The organism is Desulfovibrio sp. Fe33, from assembly GCF_028532725.1.
In the GTDB taxonomy this organism is placed as follows: Bacteria; Desulfobacterota; Desulfovibrionia; order Desulfovibrionales; family Desulfovibrionaceae; genus Pseudodesulfovibrio.
In genome coordinates this window covers 129,634-149,947 of sequence record NZ_JAQKGU010000008.1, presented here as the reverse complement: position 1 = coordinate 149,947, position 20,314 = coordinate 129,634, and the positions used below count along the sequence as shown (strand labels likewise).

Here is a 20,314-nt window from a genome sequence, read left to right as displayed (position 1 = left end):
ACGGTGTTCTGCCGTTCGCTTTAGTTTTTTTATTTTTGGATACAAGGGATCGCTAAGTGCAGAAATAGGCAACAGTGAGAGCTGCCAGGAACAGAATGCCTGCGATGCTCCAGGCCTTCATGAAGGAGTTGGGCTGCGATTCTTTCGGAAAGGTGCTTCCAAAGACGGCTCGATGGTTCAGGATGGCCAGGATGGGGCTGGTGATAAAGACAATAGTGGATGCCAAATCCATGAAGGTCGAGAAGGATTTCATCATTGTCGCCAATATGACAACGGCCCCGGAACAGAGCACAATGCCAGTGGCGGTATATATTGTTTTAGTGCTTCGGGATGATTTTTTTTGGGGCAGGCCGTAGTTGATAACCTCAAGAACGATCCTGGCGTACCCGTCAACCACCGAGTACAGGGTCGAGAACATCACTGATATGGAAGCAAGGGCAATAATAGGCAGGCTCCACGCTCCGACTGTTTCGGTGAAGAGAGTCATGAGTTGTCGCGCAAAGCCGAAATTGGTCGTAGCCAGTTCGATACCGGGGGTGTGGAGGACACCGGCGCCAAGAAACAGAAAGCACATGGCTGTGAGTATTGTTATGGAATAGCCAAAGTTGAAGTCAAAGGCCGCATCCTTCTGGCTTGCCCGCTCACACCGTTCGGTCGCCCGCGCGCATGTCCATAGCGACTGGAGGGCCGATGCATCGGTGGGGCTCGGCATAAAACCGATAAGCGCAAGTAGGAAGGGAAATAGTGTTGCATCGATTTTGGGCAGGGCGAACGCTGAAAGCGACCATTCAATTTTGGGGACTACGAGAATCGTTGCCGTTGCAATCAAAACAGAAAATATGGCGACTATATATTTAGTAATTCGTTCGACAGTGCCATATTGTCCGATGTTTAGCATGAGAATAACGAGGGCAAGCATTCCGGCTGCGCCTACCGCACTTCCAATCTGAATGTTGAGTGCCGCTTGGACCAGCCCGGAGGTGAACAGGGACAATGCGGCAATGACAAAGAACATGCTGAACAATTGGGCAAGGCTATAAACGAGAAAAGCACACCATCCTTCTCTGCGATAGCTGGCGATCAAGCTTTCTCCGGTTGCCGCCGAGTATATGCCACCAAAACGAAGTCCAGGGTATTTGAGGAGGCAGGCCGCAATGACCACCACAGTGAGGCCGAGTCCATAGTTTGCCCCGGCGCGAGTCGCCTGGACAAGGTGAGACACTCCGACAGCGGCAGCCGCATATAACAACCCAGGCCCTATCGCATTAATTAATCTGCGTTTTTTCTTGCATTCCCCTGCTTTCATACAAGCCTCCTTGGAAAACTGAGAGGGCGTTCGTTCCGAAATTTTGCTGCGGGAAGTTAATGTCAGACTTATTGGCTTGATCGAGAAGATAAGTCAAGCTTGTTCAGTAAAAATAGAGGTGTCCCAAAAGGGGCAAGAGAGCCGGTTTTGCCTTGTATTGTGTACGTTGTAGTGGCGAAACAACCACATAGCCGTCCTGTACATCTGCCTTACCTGGCTCGAGAATAAATGGCAGGATAAAATGAAGAGAGGACTTTGGGCTGCCCTTCATGAACGGCCGCGCAATTTTGTGGGCTTTTTAGAAAAACATGCGTTCACTCGTTAGGCGAACCGATCATGATTCTTAACCGCGAGTTGCACAAAACACAAAGGTGGCAGCCGAGCTTGGAGAATGTGTTTCCAAAAATAACCGGAGTGATCACATGAAAATACGCGCTGTTTTGAAAAGATAATGGCTAGTTATCTGGTACAGCCTCCAAGAATTTAGGAGGTTCCAATGATTGATTCGAAGTGTGAGAGGTGTGGATGTGAAGATATCGTCAAATGCGAGTACTGCAGTGGGGCTGAAGATTCTATAAAAATGCCGGTTTGCGAACGGTGTGATGACAGGCTATACCTTTGCCCTCGGTGCGACCCGGACGCGTATATTTCACAACAGAAAGCACAGGAAGAAGAATAAGAAAAGCCCCGGCAGATTGCCGGGGCTTTGTTGTCTGTAGCTTACGGACGTATGAATCACCCTCTTGCAGAGTAAATTTCTATTTGCTGTTGTCCAAAGTAGCGGGCCACATTCGGATGAATGGTTAATGTCCTATATGGAAGCATGAAAATCAGGGCTGCTACCGTGGCGAGGACTGTTGTGCGCCGCACTCCCAAGGTAACAAGACGGCAGTCGCGAAGGGATGCCCATAGCGCCCTGCCCATGATTAAAACGAACATGACCAGAACGGCTGCCAGCACGGGCAAGGCTATGAAGAAACTGCCTTTCATCATGTGGTCCATAACAATCATTGAAGCCTTTTCTCTTGACTGTGCCACGTAATCATTAATCTTCTCGTCCTCAGTCCAAAAACTTGCCTGTAGGTAACTGTCGAGGTTTTCCTTAAGCTTTGGAGATTCGGCATACATCTGGGTGGTCACCACGTATCTAGTCAGGGTCAAGTCTTCGCAATGCCGAATGTGTGCATTCAGCAAAGAGCGAAGAGATTGATAGACATTGTTGTCCAGTGTGTATCCGTTTTCCAGGAACCACTGTCTGGATTCGTCCCGCAGGTCGAAGAGCCGGTCACGGCTGTCATCAAGCAAAGACTTGCGCCACATTTTTTCCCATGCGACCGCCAAAACAAATGAGGCAAATACTGCCAGGAAAAGATGCGCCATATCATTCCTCCGGTGTGTCTCCAGTTTCCGTCAAGTGACTGCTGGTCCGTCCGGGATCATTGTTTTCTAATCGTTTTTGGAGCTTGCTTTTTTCACGGATAGCCCGTTTCTTGCCCTTTCTCTCGTATATATACCCTGTAGAGGTAACGGCCGCGATAGCCCCGATTATCCATCTGTCCAAGCTTAGAGCGTCGACGATCTTCACAATCTGGCACATTTGTTCAGGTGCGTGTATAGCCACATCCCTGAACGAGGTGATGATTATGTATCCCAAGAAACAGAGGACAAAAAAAACGCCGAACGAACGGTATGTGTTCAGGCGCGCGATTCTGTATTCAATCTGTTTCCCGATCGAGTCTTCGTCCATAAAATATGCCGGTTAAGTTATTTTGTTCCCCGAGCTGTCGCAGACTTGTTGGTATTTTGCAACAGGCTTTGCCTTGAAAGTACAGGTCGGCGAGAAGATGAGTTCATCCGGCTCAAGCGTACTTTTGACAAAATGAAAGGACATGGCGTCCAACCGTTGGAAGCATCACCAACCAGCGGAGGGAGTAATCGCCATGTCCACGAGTTTCATCTACTACGCATTCGGCTTGCGGGGGGCTACGACTACGTTCGGCAGGATTTCATCGAAGGCAACATCATCCTGAGAGTGCGGCCCAAGGATAACTTGATTCGTTGCCCCTGCTGCCATCCCAGAACATCATTCGCCACGGCTTTGCCGCAAGATGAGTGCAGACTGTGCCCATCGGTTTCAAGCCCGTTTGGCTGGTCATTCCCGTCCAACGGGTAGGATGTTGCAATTGCGGCGTCATTCGCTTGATCGACATTCAGATCGCCGACCCCAGGCGCTGGTATACGAAAGCTTTTGAGTGATATGCCCTCGCCCAGGCAAAAAAGATGACGATTCAGGATGTTGCCGATCTGTTGGGCGTCGGTTGGGACACCATCAAATCGATCTTCATGCGTTATCTGTTTCGCCGTTTCTCAAGACCCAGTCTGGGAAAGATCAAGTATATCGCTATCGACGAAATCAGCGTCCGCAAGGGCAAAAGTACCTCACGCTGGTCATGGACCTCAAAAGTGGCGCAGTCGTCTTTGTCGGCGAAGGACGAAGCCGAGAAACGCTGATCCCGTTTTGGGACATCTCAAAAAGACAAAAGCCGCGATGAAAAGGAGCGCTTGGATGAAGCGTTGCGGCTGAACAAACCTTTGGCGACAGCCTACTATCTGAAAGATGATTTGCGACAACTCTGGTCCCAGCCGAATCAGGCGACGGCCGAGAAGGTAATCAACGACTGGATCGCCAGGGGCGAAACATCGGAGATGCGCCCTTTGTGGGGCATGACGAGGACGCTTGCCACGTATCGTTTCGGCATCCTCGCTTACCACGAACACCCCATCTCATCAGGCCCAATCGAAGGGACGAACAACATGATCAAGACGCTAAAACGGCAAGCCTACGGCTATCGGGATACCGAGTTCGTCAAGCTCAGGATCATGGGGATTCACGAAGCAAAGTATGCTTTATCCGGATGAACCAGAAAAGTAGCAAGGCTGGGAAAGGGTGCGTAGGTTCTTCTTTTCAGACCCTCTAGAAATGGGGGGATTACCATCTCTCCCTTCTATTCGAGGTTACCTGTCGTGCCAGGGCGATATTCTGAGTTGATGGCTTCCTCATGGCCCTTGAATATCCCACGTTTCAGTTCTCCCAATCTTGCATTTAATAGCGAACTCCTAACCATTCAGTTAAATGTGCGGCTGGTGCACTAAGGCAAAAGTAACCGGACGAGGACACGCCGCCTTCTTGCGCCAAGCCTGCGGACCAAACTGCTGTAACGACACCGACCAATTCACCGGTTTCAAACGAAAACACCGGCCCTCCACTAGACCCTGAAGCAATTGTAATATCATTTACGGTTCTTTGAGTGCCGTAGACACTCAAATCGGGATTACTAACGATGCCTTTGGTTGCTCCGGCAATGTTTGTTTCTCCTCCTCGCAAACCGGGATTACCTATAGCAATAATTTGTTCCCCCTTAACCGTAGGTCGTTTTAAGCGGATAGTAGCCCATTTAGAAGCCTTTAGGCCTATAGCACGTACTAGGGCGACGTCATTTTTTTCATCCACAAATACGGTCTTACATTCATAATTCCCTTTATTTGTTCCAGAGTGGAATGTGGCGATAAATCGAGAGCCGTTCAGCACATGTGCGCAAGTCAGAATCAATCCATCATTAGAAATCAGAGTGCCTGTTCCTCGGCCAAAATCATGTTTAATTTCACAGACGGTGTCTTCATGGTAAGATACAAATTGTTTAAGGTTCATGCCGTTAGTGGACTGGTGCTTGCGGGCTAATGAGATAGCTCGTGGCTTGGCCTCACTCGAGGGCAGGTCAAAGTTTGTAAACGCCTCCTTAATCCAATTGCTTGCCGTCTTAGGCATACGAGGGCCAAACGGCTGATACAGAGAGATCAACAGTTCTTTTTCCTCTCCTTCAACTCTTTGAAAATCATGTAGTTTTAGTTTGGAAATTGAGTCCTCGAATGAGATCATCATGGCGGAAAGTATCTTGTTGAGTTTATCGATCATAGCCTCGTTAGACACATCGATATCAATGCCATCATCCCGTCTGTAATTTGAATTACTGTCATTGTACTTAGAACCCAATCGAACAAAGTCCGAGTCGACTAGCTGTTTTGAGAAATTATCAACATAGCTACCAGAATAAAATTTAGCGGAGATTGACCATCCAGATTTGATTGAGCCTTGCTCGAAGGTATAAGCTAAGAATACAGGTTCACTAATCGTCGACGGGGTCCTATTGTACTGCCTAAGAATCGAATTATATGTGTTAACAGCCATGGAGTAATCGTTATATGCATTGTTTACATTGTTAAGACTCAACTGTGTAGGGTTGAAATTGTGTCTAGACACCGCACTGTCGTAATTCCACTCTGCACTATTTACAGAGCTCTCGGCCCATTGTAGTCTCGATGCGAGGTACTCTTTTTGTGGGTTGGGCACGTCTTGATAATGTGACAGGTATTTTGAGTTAACGACACTCAAATCACTTCTTGATGGGAAAAAAGCCTTAATGTCGGAAAAATAAACTTCAACATCACTTTTCTCCAATTCTGGACTTCTCCAGGTCCACTTAAAGTATGATTTGGTGTTTGACTTTACCCTATAGGCGAAAGAATTTCGCAAAAGATCATAAAGAATTGGAGAAATATTTGGGTCTCCTCCGACACTTATAGAAGCTGACACTGGTGTTGTCGATTTTAGGCTGGCCTCTGCCACACTCAAAACTTTTCTACCATCACGCTCCCACATTTTGCTGCTCAGCATTTTTGCTCTTTGTAAATGCAATAGAGATATTGCAGCACTTTTCCCGTCGCCAGAACGTCTATTTGCTCTCAGAATGTGACCAGTTGATATGCTGTTTTTGAATTGTTCTGTTGATAGAAATGCTAGATCGCTATTTATTTTCTCTGCCAAGTCAATCATAGCATAACTGACGTTGTCGTCCACTAACCATGCTGAAAAATAGGATTCCGTCCAGCTAATGAACAACTGCTTAACTACAATATAGCATTCATCCATTAGGCGGTAACGATTGCTGTTTTGAAAAAATATTACTAAATTATTTAAAGCCTCTTTTGGCAGGCCATTAAGTAAAACATCTTCATCCTTTATGTCTTTTATCTTCGGGAGCAACGCATAGTCCTTAAATGCCCCAACGATTAACCCTTTCTCGTGTCCAAGGTTTGGAAAATCGTCTAAGGAATTTTCAAAAACATCAACATCCTCCTTTGTAAGCTTTTCGCCTAAAGACTTCACGCCCTCAGCAAGCTTTTTCACAATTACTTTTGTAGCTGAATTAAAAGTGCTTACCAAAAATGGCGTGTCATTAATTATGTTGTAGACAGCACTTACATCTTTTTTAATTTCATAAGCATCCTCTAGCGTTATAGCATTGCTTCCGAGGATGCGTTTCCACTTTATTTCAAGGTTTTTAATTCGTTGCAGCTGTTCATGAAGGTCGTTTGATTCATTTTGCGCCCAAGAAGACCATGGACAAAAAGTCTTTGCTTCCAATGAATACTGATATGCCTGCCTTAGATTGCCTGAGGAGAGTTCATCATCAATCTTTTGACGATAATAGTTGTTAACTCCATTCTCGTATATATTCCTTGCAGCTAACTCTTCTTCATCTGCTTTTGGATCGACGACGGCCCCAACCCCTTTCTCTTCCAATAAGATCAAAGCGGAACTAAAATCGTTTTGATAAATGTTCTTTTGAATCTTCTCAGGCAGCGTTGCGCATGAAGCGACCAAGATTGGAATTATAAAGCATACCACTCGCATGTAGTTTGAAGAACTACTGCAAATAAATCTGGGTAAATGCTTAGGCATTCGGAAGGCTCCTTAAAAAAACAGAATTAGGCGTATCGTTTAATCTTCATAACATTTTATCGGATAAGGAGACAATATAGCAGTCCTTCTTAAAATCCTTAGAGATAGCCCTTTTCACTTTTGGTTCATATTATTTGCCAGAGAATACGGACAATATTGTTATAGGCGAATTACGCCACTGCTTCAAAATGAAGGTGGGCATGTGAACTACAGCGGGTCGAACGCATATGGCGACGGGGGGGGCTGAAAGTCTCCAGAAAACAACCCAAGACAGGACGACTGTGGCTCAATGACGGATCATGTTTGCGCCTTCGCCCTTGCTGGCCGAATTATGTTTGGGCTTATGATTTGTCATGGGCCGGATGCATGACGGTAAGGCATTTCGTATGCTGACCATCATTGATGAATTTACGGGAGAATGCCTTGGAATTCCTGTAGCGAGAAGAATACGGAATGAGGACGTAATGCATATTCTTGCCGACCTGTTCGTAAGCTGAGGTCAGCCTGATTTCATCAGATCGGACAACGGTTCCGAGTTCACAGCAACGGCGATCAGGAAATGGCTGAAAAACATCGGAGTGAACACGGCTTACATCGAACCCGGTAGCCCGTGGGAGAACGGATACAGCGAAAGCTTCAATGGGAAGTTGCAGGATGAATTGCTGAATGGAGAAATATTCTATTCGTTGAAGGAAGTACAGGTTGTGCTCGAAAATTGGCGGCAGAAATACAATGCGATTATACCTCACAGCTCGTTGGGATACAAGCCGCCTGCGCCGGTCGCGCGGCTCCCTCTAGTGGGAGCTATGCTGGGGGCCTGGACAACCTCAGCAGGAAGAGTGCAGACTCACATAAGCCCGGAATATAAACTGGGGGTAGGTTAGGGCAACTAGGAAAAAGCTGTTTTATCGCTGACCTCTGCATACGAGCTTGGTGATACTAACGCGGCCTACTGCCTGGGACGAATGTATGCTTATGGAAGGGGACAAAGAAAGATTCTAAGCGGGCATTCGAGTATTATTCCATCTCAGCCGCAAATGGCGAAATGCGAGCGATATGTGAGCTGGGAGGCCTTTATTATGATGGGAGCGGTGTCGATCGAGATTTGAAAAAAGCCTACGAATGCTTTCTCTGTGCTGCGGAGATGGGGGATAGCAAGGCACAATTGTGGGTAGCAATGATGTTTGCTAGAGGCGATGGCACTCCGAAAAATTATGCAATGGCTTTCAATTGGTATCAGCGCGCTGCGAATCAAAAAAAGATCTGCCGCTTATTTCGAGTTGGGCAAAGCGTACGAGAATGGGAGAGGGACAGAAATTGATAATGTCCAAGCGTACATGTGGTACAAATTGGGAGCCTACGAAGACGTTGATGGAGCGGCTAGCGCAAGAGATAGCTTAGAGGAAGATATGGATACGAACGAAGTTGATGAAGCACAGCGCCTAACCTCAGAATGGCTCAATGGAGCGGCAAACGCTGAGTCTGACATGAAAGATGAGTCCAGTTGCGATATAGAAAGGTAGTGGCTACTGGGGCTGCAAGTGCGACGATCAGAGTTGACTCCATCCATAATTCGAGACAGTTATTGAAAACGCCCGAGACCGGCGATTGCGTTGATCGGGAGGAAACAGCATGAAACAGGACAAAGAAAAAGCACTATTCATAGCTAGAAAAGTCTTCGCTGAGCTCGTGTTCGACGTGCAGAGCCTGGAAGGGATGCCCTTCACCATGCCCGAGGTGCAGACCTACCTCCAGGGAGTGACTGTCGGCGGGCACAAGGTTGCCGACGTCGAGAAGCTCAAACAGCAGAAGCTCGGCTGGGAGCTGGTCATCGACATGGTCAGGCAGGACACGTTCAGCCTGACCAAGGAAACGGCCTGCACGATACAGGGCGTCTTGGGGCTCGGCGAGGCGTTGGACCCCGGCCAGTTCCGCTCGGGTCAGGTCGGCATCGCCGGGACCGAGTACAAGCCGCCCAAGGCGAGCGAACTGGACTCAATCTTCGAGCGGGTGATCAAGGATATCCTGGTGCTTGAGGACGTGCGCGGGCAGGCTTATCGACTGCACCTCGACTTCGCCCGCAACCAGTTCTTCTGGGACGCCAACAAGCGCACGGGCCTGCTGATGCTCAACGGCCATCTCATGAGCCACGGCTATGCGCCGCTGTCGGTGCCCGCCAAGCGGCTCACCGAGTACAACGCGGGCATGATCCGTTTCTATGAGTCGGGCGATTACGCCGAGATGATGGGCTTTCTGAGGGAGTGCCACGAGGCCATGTACGGGCGGTTTGAGTAGTCTGCGATTTCAGGCAAGAAGACGCTCGTCTCAATGCCGAATATATACAGTGGCCGGTCCTCCCTCCTCTGTGGAGCCATGCCTATTGGTTCTGTGTGTTTATTAATCCCTATTGAGCAACTCTGCTATTTCTATAGCAATTTCATCGACTGTGTGAGTTGCTGTACTTCTTGCAACTTTATCAGCCAAAGAAGGACTAAAGTCCATAACTTGTTGTTTGGTAATATTGTGCCAAATAGGTAAAAGAATTTGCTCGCCGGATATAGATCGGGTAACGATTCCATCAAGTTCGTAGTTTGTCCAGCCTTTACTTATAAATGATTGTGATAACACAACAAGACAGACACGGCTTGTAGCTAGCCCTTTATCTATCTTCTGCCGCAAGCTATCGCCAATGCGTAAAGAGAATTCATCATACCAGACACTCAGACCTTGTCCAATCAAAGCGTTTGCTAGCGACCTTACAATTTCATCTTTGTCTTCTGACGCGTGAGATATAAATACATCATGTGTTCTGCCTTCAGATTCAACTGATGGTGGAATATTCCTTTGCACAAGACTAGGGATATCGGAGAGTGGCGTTTGCCGTATTTCAGGCAAAGGACCTGGCAACATTCTCACTGAGGCTCTGGTACTGCCACGTAGCCCTTGCATGTCAACTGCTACATGCCAATGCCCAGTGCTTGGAATGGAGATACGGATAGGTGACTGCTTAGCTAATCCACCATAAAATTTATGCTTACGCCCGTTCTTGTAACTGGAGAAATTCGGTATTATGTAGCATTCGCACAAAGCCCACCTTGCCCCCGGTTCTCCACGCAGCGTAATCTGGCTGCATGAGCGAGAATACCCATCCCCACACCACAGCGGCCCTGGCCAAGCGCCGGGCGGAACTGATCGCCGACAACCAGGCGATGCGGGAACGCATCCGGCTGAACGACGGCTACATCAAGGCCCTGGACACGGCCATCGGCCTGATGGACCCCGCCTTCGATCCCGGCATGGTCCTGCCCAAGCGCCAGTACACCAAGAAGTTCGATCGGGGCGAACTGAAATCCCTGATCATCCGGACGCTGAAGGCGGCCGAAGGCGGCCCCCTGTCCACCCGGGCCATCGCCGACCAAGTCATGGAACGAAAAGGCATGACCGAAGACTGCTGGACCGAAGTCCGCCGGGCGCTGATCAACTATGATGTCGTAGAAAAGGTCAACGGCGATCCCGACGACCATATGGAATACTGGTCCCTAGTGGGCTACGCCGCCAAGGGAAAGGATGGCGGCGATTCCAAGGAAGCGACCGCGGGGTTGCGTCTGCTGCGTGACCAGTAGCCCCTGAACGGGGAATCATCGGCCAGGGTGAGCATGCGGCCAAGCATATCGAAGGCGATTCTGCCGTTGTCCCACCGCCGGGTGTCCTCCCGGTAGGCCACTTCGTTGGCGTAGAGTTCGAGATATTCCCGGCTGGCCCGGTGGATTTGCCCCTTGAACATGCGCCTGAACCGGGCGAAGAAGCTTTCCGCCTGGTTGGTGTTCTCGCCTGCGGGGCCGCAATAGCAGATCTTGTGGTTGACCACCACCCGTTCGAAGTTGACCTGAAGATTGCCGTAGGCCGAGTGTTCGTCCGAAACAATGGTGGATCCCGGCTGGACATTGTCCTCGACGTGATACTGGATGTCCTTGGCGTTTTCCTTGTCGATCACATACGTGAGCGTCCTGGTCGCGCCTTTGCCCTTTTCCCCGGCCTGCCTGATGACTAGGATGCAGGATTCGGGCATGGAGGACTCCCGGTCCCCATCGGGCCTGTCCATGGCTCTGTTGGCCGGCCGCTTGTACGGATTGAGGTATGCCCCGTCGGTCTGGATTTCGCCCTTCATGGCCGGTTGGTCATACCGGGTTTTAAGAAGTGCGCTCCGCAACTTGTGGTACAGGGTGTACGCCGTCTTGTACTGGACATCCAGGTGGCGCATGAGCTGGGATGCGGACACCCCTTTGACTGCATTCGCCAACAGGACGATGGCGATCAGGATGGTCTTGAGAGGCAGGTTGGAGGAATGCAGCCAGGTTCCGCTGGTCACCGAATAGGTGCGTCCGCAATCCTTGCACCGCCATTGCCGCCGCCCCTTGATGAAATAGTGGTCCACGCTGCCGCAGATCGGGCAATACGGCTCGCCACCCGTCTTCGGCCACCGCAGTTCGCGGAAGGTCTTGAAGACGGTCTCCTCGTCCCATTCCGCGATCTGCGGTATGGACAGGCTGCGGGCTTTCGCCGAAAGCAGGAAGTGTTGCTCGTGCGTGTGGTTTTTCGAGGGCATTACGGCCAGTATAAAGCATATTTTTGAACTTTTGTCAAGTATTGCGAGGTGTTAGCTAAGTATATTGTGAAATGTCGAACAAGCCTTGATAACCGGTTGAAATACCGGTGAAGAGTTTATCTTTTTCTTTTTTCCTGGCGGGTTGCGAAGGTGGGTGTGTCGAAATTCCGGTATGCCAGTATCATATTTCCTGTCACCGGCGATTGACTTGAGTCTTTTGGCAAGTATAGCATCCGTGTAACCGTCTAAAAAGACGGAAAAGAACCAACAAGAAAGGGACAAATTTCATGACGACTTCCGAACAGCACGAGTTCCTCAAGCAACTGGACAAGCGGTTATGGGATGCCGCCTGCAAGTTGCTCCCCTCCCTGGATGCCGCGGTCTACAAGCACGTTGTTCTTGGCATCGTCTTCCTGAAATACGTCGGGGACAGCTTCGAGCAACGCCAAGCGGAACTCCGCAGATGGTTCGCTGATCCCGAACATGACTATTATCTGGGAGAGGATGCCGACGACGAGGGATTTGTCACGGAAGAGCTTGAGGATCGGGACTACTACACGGAAGCGAATGTCTTCTGGGTGCCGGAATCGGCCCGCTGGGCCGCCCTGCTTGATTGCGCCAAGCTGAACCCCGGTTCACCCCTTCCTTGGGGCAAGGATTTCAAAAGCGTGGGCAACCTTCTCGACGATGCCATGATTGCCATCGAGAAGGAGAATCCGGTCTTGAAGAACGTCCTGAACAAGGACTACGCCAGGTTGCAGATCGACAGCGGCAAGTTGGCCGAGGTCATGGATCTGATCAACACTATCCCGTTCGAACATGACAGCCTGAAGGCCAAGGACATCCTCGGCCACGTATACGAATATTTCCTCGGCCAGTTCGCCGCCGCCGAAGGCAAAAAGGGCGGCCAGTTCTATACCCCGAAGTCCATCGTCACGCTCATCGTCGAGATGCTTCGTCCGTACAAGGGGCGCGTCTACGATCCCGCCTGCGGTTCCGGCGGATTTTTCGTTTCCAGTGAGGAATTCGTGGATGCCCATGGCGGCAACATCGACAACCTGTCCGTCTACGGCCAGGAGTCCAATCCGACCACTTGGCGCTTGGCGGCCATGAACATGGCCATCCGTGGCATCGAGTTCGACTTCGGCAAGGAACCCGGCGACACGTTCACCAAGAACCAGCACCAGCACAAGCGGTTCGACTACATCATGGCCAATCCGCCGTTCAACCTTCCCTGGCCTGCGGAAGCGTTGGCCGATGACGTGCGGTGGAAATATGGACTCCCTCCGGCCAAGAACGCCAACTTCGCCTGGATGCAACACATGATCCACCACCTTGGCCCCAAGGGGAAAATGGCGATTATCCTGGCGAATGGGTCGATGTCCTCCACGACTGGTGGAGAAGGCGAGATACGAAAAGCGATCGTCGAGGCCGATCTTGTGGAATGCGTCATGTCCTTGCCTGGGAACCTGTTCACCAACACCCCTATCCCGGCCTGTATCTGGTTTTTGAACAACGACAAGTCCAACGGGCAAAACATCGAGGACTTGCGCAACCGAACCGGCGAGGTGTTGTTCATCGACGCAAGCCATTGCGGCTACATGGTCGATCGGGCCCGTCGCGATTTTGATCAGGAAAAGGATATCTTGAGAATTGCCCAGACGCTTTTCCGTTGGCAAATGGGAAACAAAGCCGAAACACCTTATGAAGACGAAGCCGGCTTTTGTGCTTCGGTTGAGTTAAATGACATCCGTAAACATGGCTATATCCTTACGCCGGGACGATACGTTGGAGCTTCTACAAAAAAGAATGACGTTATTTCATTTGAAGAAAAGATACGTCCATTAGTCGACGCATTGGTGGAAGGGATGATGGAAAGCCAGAAAATAGACGAGGATATTCTGGAAAATTTGCATAAGATTGGTTTGGGGAAGTGTTAACATGACCTCCAAGATTGGCGATATCGTTGAGTTGCAGCGTGGTACTACCTATAAAAGCAAGCAAAAAGACTTACCAGGTCCGGTGCTTCTTGGCCTGGCAACAATAAGAAGGAATGGTGGGTTCAGAAACGACAATCTCACGACCTATGGCGGAGAAAGTCCCGAGAAGTTGTTGGTTTATCCAGGCGAGATGTACGTTTCATTGAAAGACGTAACCCAATCCGCAGATTTATTGGGCGCTGTAGCCAGGGTGCCGAGTGATATTGAAGTCGGCAGGCTGACACAAGACACCGTAAAATTGCGTTTTATCAGAAGCGATTTTTCTAAAGAATATGTCTACTGGATACTTCGTACTCCCGCGTATCGTGAATATTGCAAAATGCACGCAACGGGAACGACGAATTTAGGCTTATCCAGAGATGACTTCCTTTCTTACGAAGTGCCGCCATTAACTCCTGAGCGAGCTGTTCTAGTTGATTTGTTAGAATGTATTTCCAGAAAAATCGCTTTGAATAGTCGAATGAACGAGACTTTGGAAGCCGTAGCGAGGGCGATTTTCAAGAGTTGGTTTGTGGATTTTGATCCAGTCAAGGCAAAAATGGAAGGCCAACAGCCTAATGGTGTTGATAAAGAGACGATTGCCTTATTCCCAAATAAGCTGATGTGTTCTGAGCAAGGGGTGTTACCAGATGGTTGGGAGCAAGGGATATTGTCGGATGTAGCATTTCTAAACAAAAAAGCATGGACGAAAAAGAAACATCCTCCACAAATCAACTATGTTGATCTGGCCAATACGAAAAACGGCATAATTTCATGCTCGGTTGAATATGCCTTTGATAAGGCCCCTTCAAGGGCAAGAAGGATTTTGTCGGAAGGCGATACCATTGTCGGAACTGTTAGACCCGGCAATCGTTCATATGCGTACATAGGTGATGAAGCCGTTCCTTTGACCGGAAGCACAGGGTTTGCTGCATTGACCCCGAAGTCAACAGAATGGCGTGAATATGTGTATCTGGTAGCGACATCGGATGAATCCATAGCCCATTTGGCACGTCTAGCAGATGGTGCAGCCTATCCGGCTGTACGCCCGTCAGTTGTTGCAGACTTGAAGTCAGTGATACCAACAGAAACTGTTGTTCAGGCTTTTCATAGGCAAATCTCTCCGTTTTTTGACAAGATGTTCGCTTGCAAGGAAGAGTCTGCGAGACTTGGGGCTATCAGGGACACCCTTCTCCCCAAGCTGGTTTCCGGCGAGTTGTCCGTTTCCGCGGTCGAAAAGCAACTGGAAAAAGTCCTATAACACCCAAAAACACGGTGGCCCGATGATTACCGAAGATCAACTGGAAAAGCTTGCCATCACCTGGTTTCAGGAAGAGGGATACGAAAACCATCACGGTCCCGACCTGAACCCGGAGCCGGACGGAACCGGCCAGCGATCCCGGCTTGACGAAGTGCTGATGATCGCACCGCTTCGCTCCGCCATCGAACGCATCAATCCCCAGTTGCCCGCATCGACCATCGAGGATGTCCTTCACCAGATCAGGACGTTGTCCGAACCGATCCAGGCCAAGGCGAACCAACATTTCCATTCCTGGCTTCGCAACGGCATCAGCGTGTCCTACAAACAGGACGGGGAACTCGTCGAGGACAAGGTGTTCCTGATCGATTTCCAGAATCCCGTCAACAATGCGTTCTGGGTGGTTGACCAGTTGACCATCAAGGGAACCAAGGACAACCGCAGGCCGGACCTGATCGTCTACGTCAACGGCCTCCCCCTGGCCGTCATCGAGTTGAAAAATCCGAAGATGGAAGAAGAAGTCGGCCTGGAAGAAGCCTTCCACCAGTTGCAGACCTACAAGTCGGAGCTATTCGACCTCGCCATGTTCAACGAAGCGCTTATCGCTTCCGACGGCGTACTGGCCCGCGTGGGATCACTGACGGCTTCCAGGGAATGGTTCTTGCCTTGGCGGGCGATCAAGCACGAGGACGACCGGCCCATCTTCGAATACGAGTTGAAAAACGTGGTTAAAGGATTTTTCGACCGTTCTTTGTTTTTGGAATACATTCGTGACTTCGTCCTCTTCGAATCAGACGGTCCGACCACAATCAAAAAGATCGCCGGTTACCATCAGTTCCATGGTGTTCGCGAAGCCGTGGAAGCAGCCGTCAAAGGAGCATCAGAATACGCCTCGCAGAAAGTTAAAGGGCGCGGAGGTGTCATCTGGCATACCCAAGGATCGGGAAAATCCATTTCCATGTGCTGTCTGGCCGGAAAGCTTCTTCGACATCCGGCACTGGCCAATCCGACCCTGGTCGTGGTCACGGACCGCAACGATCTGGACGGACAACTATACGAAACCTTCTGCAAGGCCGGAGACCTGCTTTCCGACACGCCGATCCAAGTCGATGACCGGAAAGATCTGCGCAAAGCGTTGAATGAACGGAAATCCGGCGGGATCATCTTCACCACGATCCAGAAGTTCGCCCTGGACGATGATGAGACGAAATTCCCCGCCCTGTCTGATCGCCATAACATCGTGGTCATCGCCGACGAATGTCACCGGTCCCAGTATGGTTTCAAGGCCAAGCTGGATAAGAAACGCAAGGCGTTCGTGGCAGGCTTCGCCCAACATATGAGGGATGCCCTGCCCAATGCGACGTTCACCGGCTTTACCGGTACCCCCATCTCCCAGGAAGACAAGGACACCAGGGCCGTTTTCGGGGACTACGTCAGCATTTATGACATCGAACAAGCCCAGACCGATGGTGCCACGGTTAAGATTTTCTACGAAAGCCGCTTGGCCAAGTTGAATCTGAACAGGGACGAGATGCCTGTCATTGACGACGAAATGGACGAACTCACCGAAGACGAGGAAATTCAGCAGGCGGAAAAGACCAAGGGAAAATGGGCCGCCCTGGCGAAGCTGGTCGGTGCCGATCCACGTCTGAATCAAGTGTCAGAAGATCTCGTCAAGCATTTCGAAACCAGATTGGAAACGACTGAAGGCAAGGCGGTCATCGTCTGCATGAGTCGCGAGATTTGCGTTAACATGTTTGACAAAATCGTTGCCCTGCGTCCCGAATGGGCAGGCACCAAAACCGAACACGGATATGACCCCGCTGACGGAAGCATTCGTATCGTCATGACCGCCAATGCTTCTGACTCGCAGGCCATACAGCGACACCACTATAGCAAACAGCAGAAAAAGGGCCTTGAAAGGCGTTTTAAGGACCCGGACGACAGCCTGAAACTGGTCATCGTCCGTGACATGTGGCTCACCGGCTTCGATGCCCCGTGCGCCCATACCATGTATATCGACAAGCCCATGCAGGGGCACAACCTCATGCAGGCCATCGCCCGCGTGAATCGGGTCTTCAAAGGTAAGCCGGGCGGCCTGATCGTGGACTACATCGGTATTGCCAGCGAACTGAAAAATGCCCTGTATGCCTATACAAGAAACGGCGGCCGTGACGGACAACCCACAATCGATGTTCAGGAAGCCATCTGGGTGCTGAAAGAGAAGTTACAGATCCTGCGGGATATGTTCCACGACTTTGACTACTCGACCTACAAAACCAGGGCTGTGGAACTGTTGCCTTCGGCGGCCGACCACGTGGTGGCCGAGGAAGAGCGCAAGAAGCACTTTTTCGACACGGTCAACGCCATGAACAGCGCCCAAGCGTTGTGTGGCACGCTGGACGAGGCTATCATCCTTCGGGACGAAATAACCTTCTTCCAAGCGATTAAGATATTCATCAACAAGGCCATGGCTAGGACGGGCAAAAAAACGAAACAGGAAAAAGAAGCGGTCCTGAACCAATTACTTGCCCGTGCCGTGGTCCCCGAAGGTGTGGATGACATTTTCGCCCTGGCCGGATTAGACAAGCCGGATATCTCCATCTTGTCCGAGGAATTCCTAGACGACGTCAGGAACATGAAGCATCGCAACTTGGCTGTGGAACTTCTGGAGCGGTTGTTGGCCGACGAGATCAAGGCTAGGTTCAGGCGCAATCAGACCCAGCAGAAGAAATTTTCGGAGCGACTTGAGGAATCTCTGTTCAAGTATCGGAACCGGGCTATCGAGACCTCCCAAGTTATCGAGGAACTGATCCGAATGGCCAAGGACTTCAACGAAGCCATCAGCCGTGGCAACAAGATAGGATTGGCCCCCAACGAACTGGCTTTTTACGATGCCTTGGAAGAAAACGAATCCGCTGTTCGGGAACTTGGTGATGATGTCCTGAAAAAGATCGCCAAGGAATTGACCAGTAAACTCCGGAAAAGTGCAACTGTTGACTGGCAGCACAAAAAAAAGGTTCGGGCAAGGATGCGTATCATGGTCAAGAAGATCCTCAAACGATATAAATATCCGCCGGATGCAGAAAAACAAGCCATTGACGATGTTCTAAAACAGGCTGAATCCCTAGCCGACGAGTGGAGTGAGGCCGCATAGGAGATAAAAGACCACTTAACGGTGGTCTTTTTCATTGCGGGGTCTTGACTTCAGACTTGGCGAGAGAAAAAATCAAATATGGACAAAAAAGAAGTCATTAAAATTGTTTCTGAAATTGATCGTGAATTCCAAAAGGAAAAAGTGCCTGTCCGGAACAGGGAAATGCAGGCATTTCTACGTTTCGGGAAAAAAACAGGGATTGACTTTCCCATAACGGGCAACCATTGGATCAGGAAAACGATCAGCGATTGGTACAAGATGGTTTATGGGAATAAACTGTTGATAGACTTTTCCCCGGGAACTGGCGTTATAGCCATCAACCATGAACCGTATGCCATAAAATTCCCACGTGTATACGGGACAGTCAGCGTTAATCCTTTTGACTGGATAGAGGATATCACCGACGCAATGCTTTCATCTATACCACAAGAAATGTGGCGGCCTGTAGGTGAAGCGATATTGACACAGTTCTACAGCTTCCAACACATTGAACATTTACCAAGGAAATGCTCTGACGATCTATCTAGTGCTGTTGGACACATATTATCCCAGAAGCGAAATTGTGGCCTTTCAAAGTGGGCATCACAACAAAGTCTTGAAAAAACGCTAAAACACTTTATCAGTAATAAAGGGGGAAGCTATAAAAAAATACACGACCTAGAGAAACTTCACAGGAAAGCCGTTGAGCTTGGCTTGCCACCACTTTCTGTTGATCTGGTTTCCATCGTCGAATGTTCGCCATCGGCTCGATATGCTGAAACTGGGGAAAATGAAGAATATTCTTTGCAAGTCGCCATTGAAGCATTTAACGCCAGTCTGTTCGGAATAGGATGTATTGCAAGGTCAATGTTTAATTTGCCAGAACCGAAGATTCGAACTTCAATAAGATATTATCCAGAATAATCTGGACATGTCCACCTTGATAGCGCCCACTCCCTGACGCTCATCCCGGTCCATATCAGGGTCGTGGTCTCCCGGTGACAAGAAGGAATCCCTGGCTGACGGGTGGAGTGATGCCGCATAAAAACAAGAAGGCCGCATGAAGCGGCCTTCTGTTTTTGTGAAATTATTTTTCGGTTTCGGGTTCATCCTCGACCAAAATCAACTCGCGATCAGGGTCATGGTGTTTTTTCATGTATTCGTCACGTTCCTTGATAACATCATCGGAATGGCCCGAACTGGGATCCTCCAGGAACCCACGGACATACCAGTAAACATCGCAGGAACGGATGTCCTTTTTCCCGGAGCACAGGAAAGACTTGATGTAATCCATGGAAGCCTGGATGGACAACTTGGTGTACTCGCTGTCCGTGTAGATGAATTCCTGGTATTCGCGGTCGTAGATGAAAGCGTCCTCGACACGATCTCCGCACGGGGAGACCAAGGCGAAAAAGATGTAACGCCCCGGATGCTTCGTGAGATAGTCGGTTTCCCATCCGCATTCGTGATCCAGCTTTCCGGCAAACGGCATGGCCAGCGGAATGATCTTGTTCGTGTTGAGGCTGTCGTTCTCGAGAGCGATAACCTTGGTCCCGTCAGCATAGGTCAAAACAGTTTTGTCCATTCGGTTTTTCCTCCTATAGGGTGTTAAAAGCCTTTCAGGCGATGTTTCCCTTTCATAATACCACATAAGAAGGAGTGATTCCGAGTGGTTGGATAAAAAAGTTCCAAGTTTGACTCGACTCTTTTTTCTTATCGAGCTAGGGTCCGTATTGGTGGGGAATGGGAGAAAAAAATGACGGCAACCTGCCGTCATCATTGATTTGTGCGAATGCTACATAATACCGTGAAAAATAGGGGTATGGTCAATAAAATTGCCCAAATAGATAGGAAGAAATAGGCAGTCTCAGTCCAATTGAAAATAGTTTGGTTGGCGCATATAGCTTCCTTAGTAAAGTAGTAAATCAGCGTGACCAGTAGGGCTAACACTTGAATGAGTATAACAAAAAGCATTCGAATGATGGTGCCCTTAAAGGTATCCCGATAGAGTTGGAGAATGCGCCAATTGCAGGTCATGACAAGGGCAGAGGGGTCACCTACGTAAAAGAGCAAGGAAATTGATAAGCCTGTCATGACCGCAACCACGGTACCCAAGTATCCAGCGATACTAGACGATAAGTAGTAGTAAGGCTTGAGGAAGTAAGCCGCAATTCCCGCAGCAAGCAAAGAGAATGCGACATAGGCGATTCTGGCCTTCGAAATGTTCAT

General features: G+C 49.6%; 16 protein-coding genes and 1 pseudogene. 10 read left to right on the top strand and 7 right to left on the bottom strand.

The features are described from left to right. Positions 1 to 52: 52 nt before the first annotated feature. Together PSN43_RS11710 and PSN43_RS11705 are read right to left on the bottom strand one after the other, a co-directional pair. The gene (locus PSN43_RS11710) at positions 53 to 1,306 is read right to left on the bottom strand and encodes an NRAMP family divalent metal transporter (protein WP_272700908.1); all 1,254 of its coding nucleotides are present in this window, start codon (positions 1,304 to 1,306) and stop codon (positions 53 to 55) included. Positions 1,307 to 2,041: 735 nt separating this feature from the next. Beyond that, complete coding sequence (locus tag PSN43_RS11705; RefSeq protein WP_272700907.1) at positions 2,042 to 2,686, bottom strand: hypothetical protein; 645 nt, start codon at positions 2,684 to 2,686, stop codon at positions 2,042 to 2,044. Between the two features lie 900 nt (positions 2,687 to 3,586). Between PSN43_RS11705 and PSN43_RS11700 the strand changes: the two genes are divergently transcribed. Beyond that, positions 3,587 to 3,817 carry a hypothetical protein gene (locus PSN43_RS11700; RefSeq protein WP_272700906.1) on the top strand — a complete coding sequence of 77 codons (231 nt, stop codon included), beginning with the start codon at positions 3,587 to 3,589 and terminating at the stop codon, positions 3,815 to 3,817. A gap of 51 nt (positions 3,818 to 3,868) precedes the next feature. Then, positions 3,869 to 4,225 carry a transposase gene (locus PSN43_RS11695; RefSeq protein WP_272700905.1) on the top strand — a complete coding sequence of 119 codons (357 nt, stop codon included), beginning with the start codon at positions 3,869 to 3,871 and terminating at the stop codon, positions 4,223 to 4,225. 184 nt (positions 4,226 to 4,409) lie between these two features. On the opposite strand, the gene PSN43_RS11690 is transcribed toward PSN43_RS11695, so the two are convergent. After that, complete coding sequence (locus PSN43_RS11690) at positions 4,410 to 7,106, bottom strand: S1C family serine protease (protein WP_272700904.1); 2,697 nt, start codon at positions 7,104 to 7,106, stop codon at positions 4,410 to 4,412. 127 nt (positions 7,107 to 7,233) lie between these two features. Here PSN43_RS11690 and PSN43_RS11685 point away from each other — a divergent pair. The 3 genes and pseudogenes from PSN43_RS11685 to PSN43_RS11675 form a co-directional block, all read left to right on the top strand. After that, positions 7,234 to 7,990, top strand: a pseudogene (locus tag PSN43_RS11685) (IS3 family transposase); the annotation flags it as partial. Positions 7,991 to 8,058: 68 nt separating this feature from the next. Further along, positions 8,059 to 8,427: a tetratricopeptide repeat protein gene (locus PSN43_RS15990; RefSeq protein WP_442874873.1), complete on the top strand. Its 369-nt coding sequence runs from the start codon at positions 8,059 to 8,061 to the stop codon at positions 8,425 to 8,427. Positions 8,428 to 8,738: 311 nt separating this feature from the next. Then, positions 8,739 to 9,401, top strand: a complete 663-nt coding sequence (locus PSN43_RS11675; RefSeq protein ID WP_272700902.1) for a Fic family protein — start codon at positions 8,739 to 8,741, stop codon at positions 9,399 to 9,401. Positions 9,402 to 9,503: 102 nt separating this feature from the next. On the opposite strand, the gene PSN43_RS11670 is transcribed toward PSN43_RS11675, so the two are convergent. Continuing rightward, on the bottom strand, positions 9,504 to 10,193 hold the full coding sequence (locus PSN43_RS11670) for a DUF1883 domain-containing protein (RefSeq protein WP_272700901.1): 690 nt from the start codon (positions 10,191 to 10,193) through the stop codon (positions 9,504 to 9,506). A 44-nt stretch (positions 10,194 to 10,237) separates the two neighbouring features. Here PSN43_RS11670 and PSN43_RS11665 point away from each other — a divergent pair, with 44 nt between their 5' ends. After that, positions 10,238 to 10,729 (top strand): hypothetical protein, encoded by a 492-nt coding sequence (locus PSN43_RS11665; RefSeq protein WP_272700900.1) that lies wholly within the window; start codon positions 10,238 to 10,240, stop codon positions 10,727 to 10,729. Here PSN43_RS11665 and PSN43_RS11660 read toward each other — a convergent pair. Continuing rightward, positions 10,654 to 11,712 (bottom strand): IS1595 family transposase, encoded by a 1,059-nt coding sequence (locus tag PSN43_RS11660; protein ID WP_272700899.1) that lies wholly within the window; start codon positions 11,710 to 11,712, stop codon positions 10,654 to 10,656. The genes PSN43_RS11665 and PSN43_RS11660 overlap by 76 nt on opposite strands. 287 nt (positions 11,713 to 11,999) lie before the next feature. On the opposite strand from PSN43_RS11660, the gene PSN43_RS11655 reads away from it, so the two are divergent. The 4 genes from PSN43_RS11655 (at position 12,000) to PSN43_RS11640 (ending at position 19,009) form a co-directional block, all read left to right on the top strand. Continuing rightward, complete coding sequence (locus tag PSN43_RS11655) at positions 12,000 to 13,652, top strand: class I SAM-dependent DNA methyltransferase (RefSeq protein ID WP_272700898.1); 1,653 nt, start codon at positions 12,000 to 12,002, stop codon at positions 13,650 to 13,652. A 1-nt stretch (position 13,653) separates the two neighbouring features. Continuing rightward, positions 13,654 to 14,952, top strand: coding sequence for a restriction endonuclease subunit S (locus PSN43_RS11650; RefSeq protein WP_272700897.1), 1,299 nt, complete (start codon positions 13,654 to 13,656; stop codon positions 14,950 to 14,952). A gap of 22 nt (positions 14,953 to 14,974) precedes the next feature. Next, on the top strand, positions 14,975 to 18,106 hold the full coding sequence (locus tag PSN43_RS11645; protein ID WP_272700896.1) for a type I restriction endonuclease subunit R: 3,132 nt from the start codon (positions 14,975 to 14,977) through the stop codon (positions 18,104 to 18,106). A 78-nt stretch (positions 18,107 to 18,184) separates the two neighbouring features. Next, complete coding sequence (locus tag PSN43_RS11640) at positions 18,185 to 19,009, top strand: HEPN domain-containing protein (RefSeq protein ID WP_272700895.1); 825 nt, start codon at positions 18,185 to 18,187, stop codon at positions 19,007 to 19,009. Between the two features lie 163 nt (positions 19,010 to 19,172). Here PSN43_RS11640 and PSN43_RS11635 read toward each other — a convergent pair whose 3' ends face one another. Together PSN43_RS11635 and PSN43_RS11630 are read right to left on the bottom strand one after the other, a co-directional pair. Further along, a complete protein-coding gene (locus PSN43_RS11635) occupies positions 19,173 to 19,670 on the bottom strand; it encodes a hypothetical protein (protein WP_272700894.1) in 498 nt (165 codons plus the stop codon). A 191-nt stretch (positions 19,671 to 19,861) separates the two neighbouring features. Then, a complete protein-coding gene (locus PSN43_RS11630) occupies positions 19,862 to 20,314 on the bottom strand; it encodes a hypothetical protein (protein WP_272700893.1) in 453 nt (150 codons plus the stop codon).

Coding starts and splice junctions, on each gene's coding strand:
- PSN43_RS11645 (WP_272700896.1), top strand. CDS start 14,975: ATGATTACCGAAGATCAACTGGAAAAGCTTGCCATCACCTGGTTTCAG.
- PSN43_RS11665 (WP_272700900.1), top strand. CDS start 10,238: ATGAGCGAGAATACCCATCCCCACACCACAGCGGCCCTGGCCAAGCGC.
- PSN43_RS11710 (WP_272700908.1), bottom strand. CDS start 1,306: ATGAAAGCAGGGGAATGCAAGAAAAAACGCAGATTAATTAATGCGATA.
- PSN43_RS11700 (WP_272700906.1), top strand. CDS start 3,587: ATGACGATTCAGGATGTTGCCGATCTGTTGGGCGTCGGTTGGGACACC.
- PSN43_RS11635 (WP_272700894.1), bottom strand. CDS start 19,670: ATGGACAAAACTGTTTTGACCTATGCTGACGGGACCAAGGTTATCGCT.
- PSN43_RS11650 (WP_272700897.1), top strand. CDS start 13,654: ATGACCTCCAAGATTGGCGATATCGTTGAGTTGCAGCGTGGTACTACC.
- PSN43_RS11690 (WP_272700904.1), bottom strand. CDS start 7,106: ATGCCTAAGCATTTACCCAGATTTATTTGCAGTAGTTCTTCAAACTAC.
- PSN43_RS11660 (WP_272700899.1), bottom strand. CDS start 11,712: ATGCCCTCGAAAAACCACACGCACGAGCAACACTTCCTGCTTTCGGCG.
- PSN43_RS11675 (WP_272700902.1), top strand. CDS start 8,739: ATGAAACAGGACAAAGAAAAAGCACTATTCATAGCTAGAAAAGTCTTC.
- PSN43_RS11655 (WP_272700898.1), top strand. CDS start 12,000: ATGACGACTTCCGAACAGCACGAGTTCCTCAAGCAACTGGACAAGCGG.
- PSN43_RS11630 (WP_272700893.1), bottom strand. CDS start 20,314: ATGAACATTTCGAAGGCCAGAATCGCCTATGTCGCATTCTCTTTGCTT.
- PSN43_RS11640 (WP_272700895.1), top strand. CDS start 18,185: ATGGACAAAAAAGAAGTCATTAAAATTGTTTCTGAAATTGATCGTGAA.
- PSN43_RS11705 (WP_272700907.1), bottom strand. CDS start 2,686: ATGGCGCATCTTTTCCTGGCAGTATTTGCCTCATTTGTTTTGGCGGTC.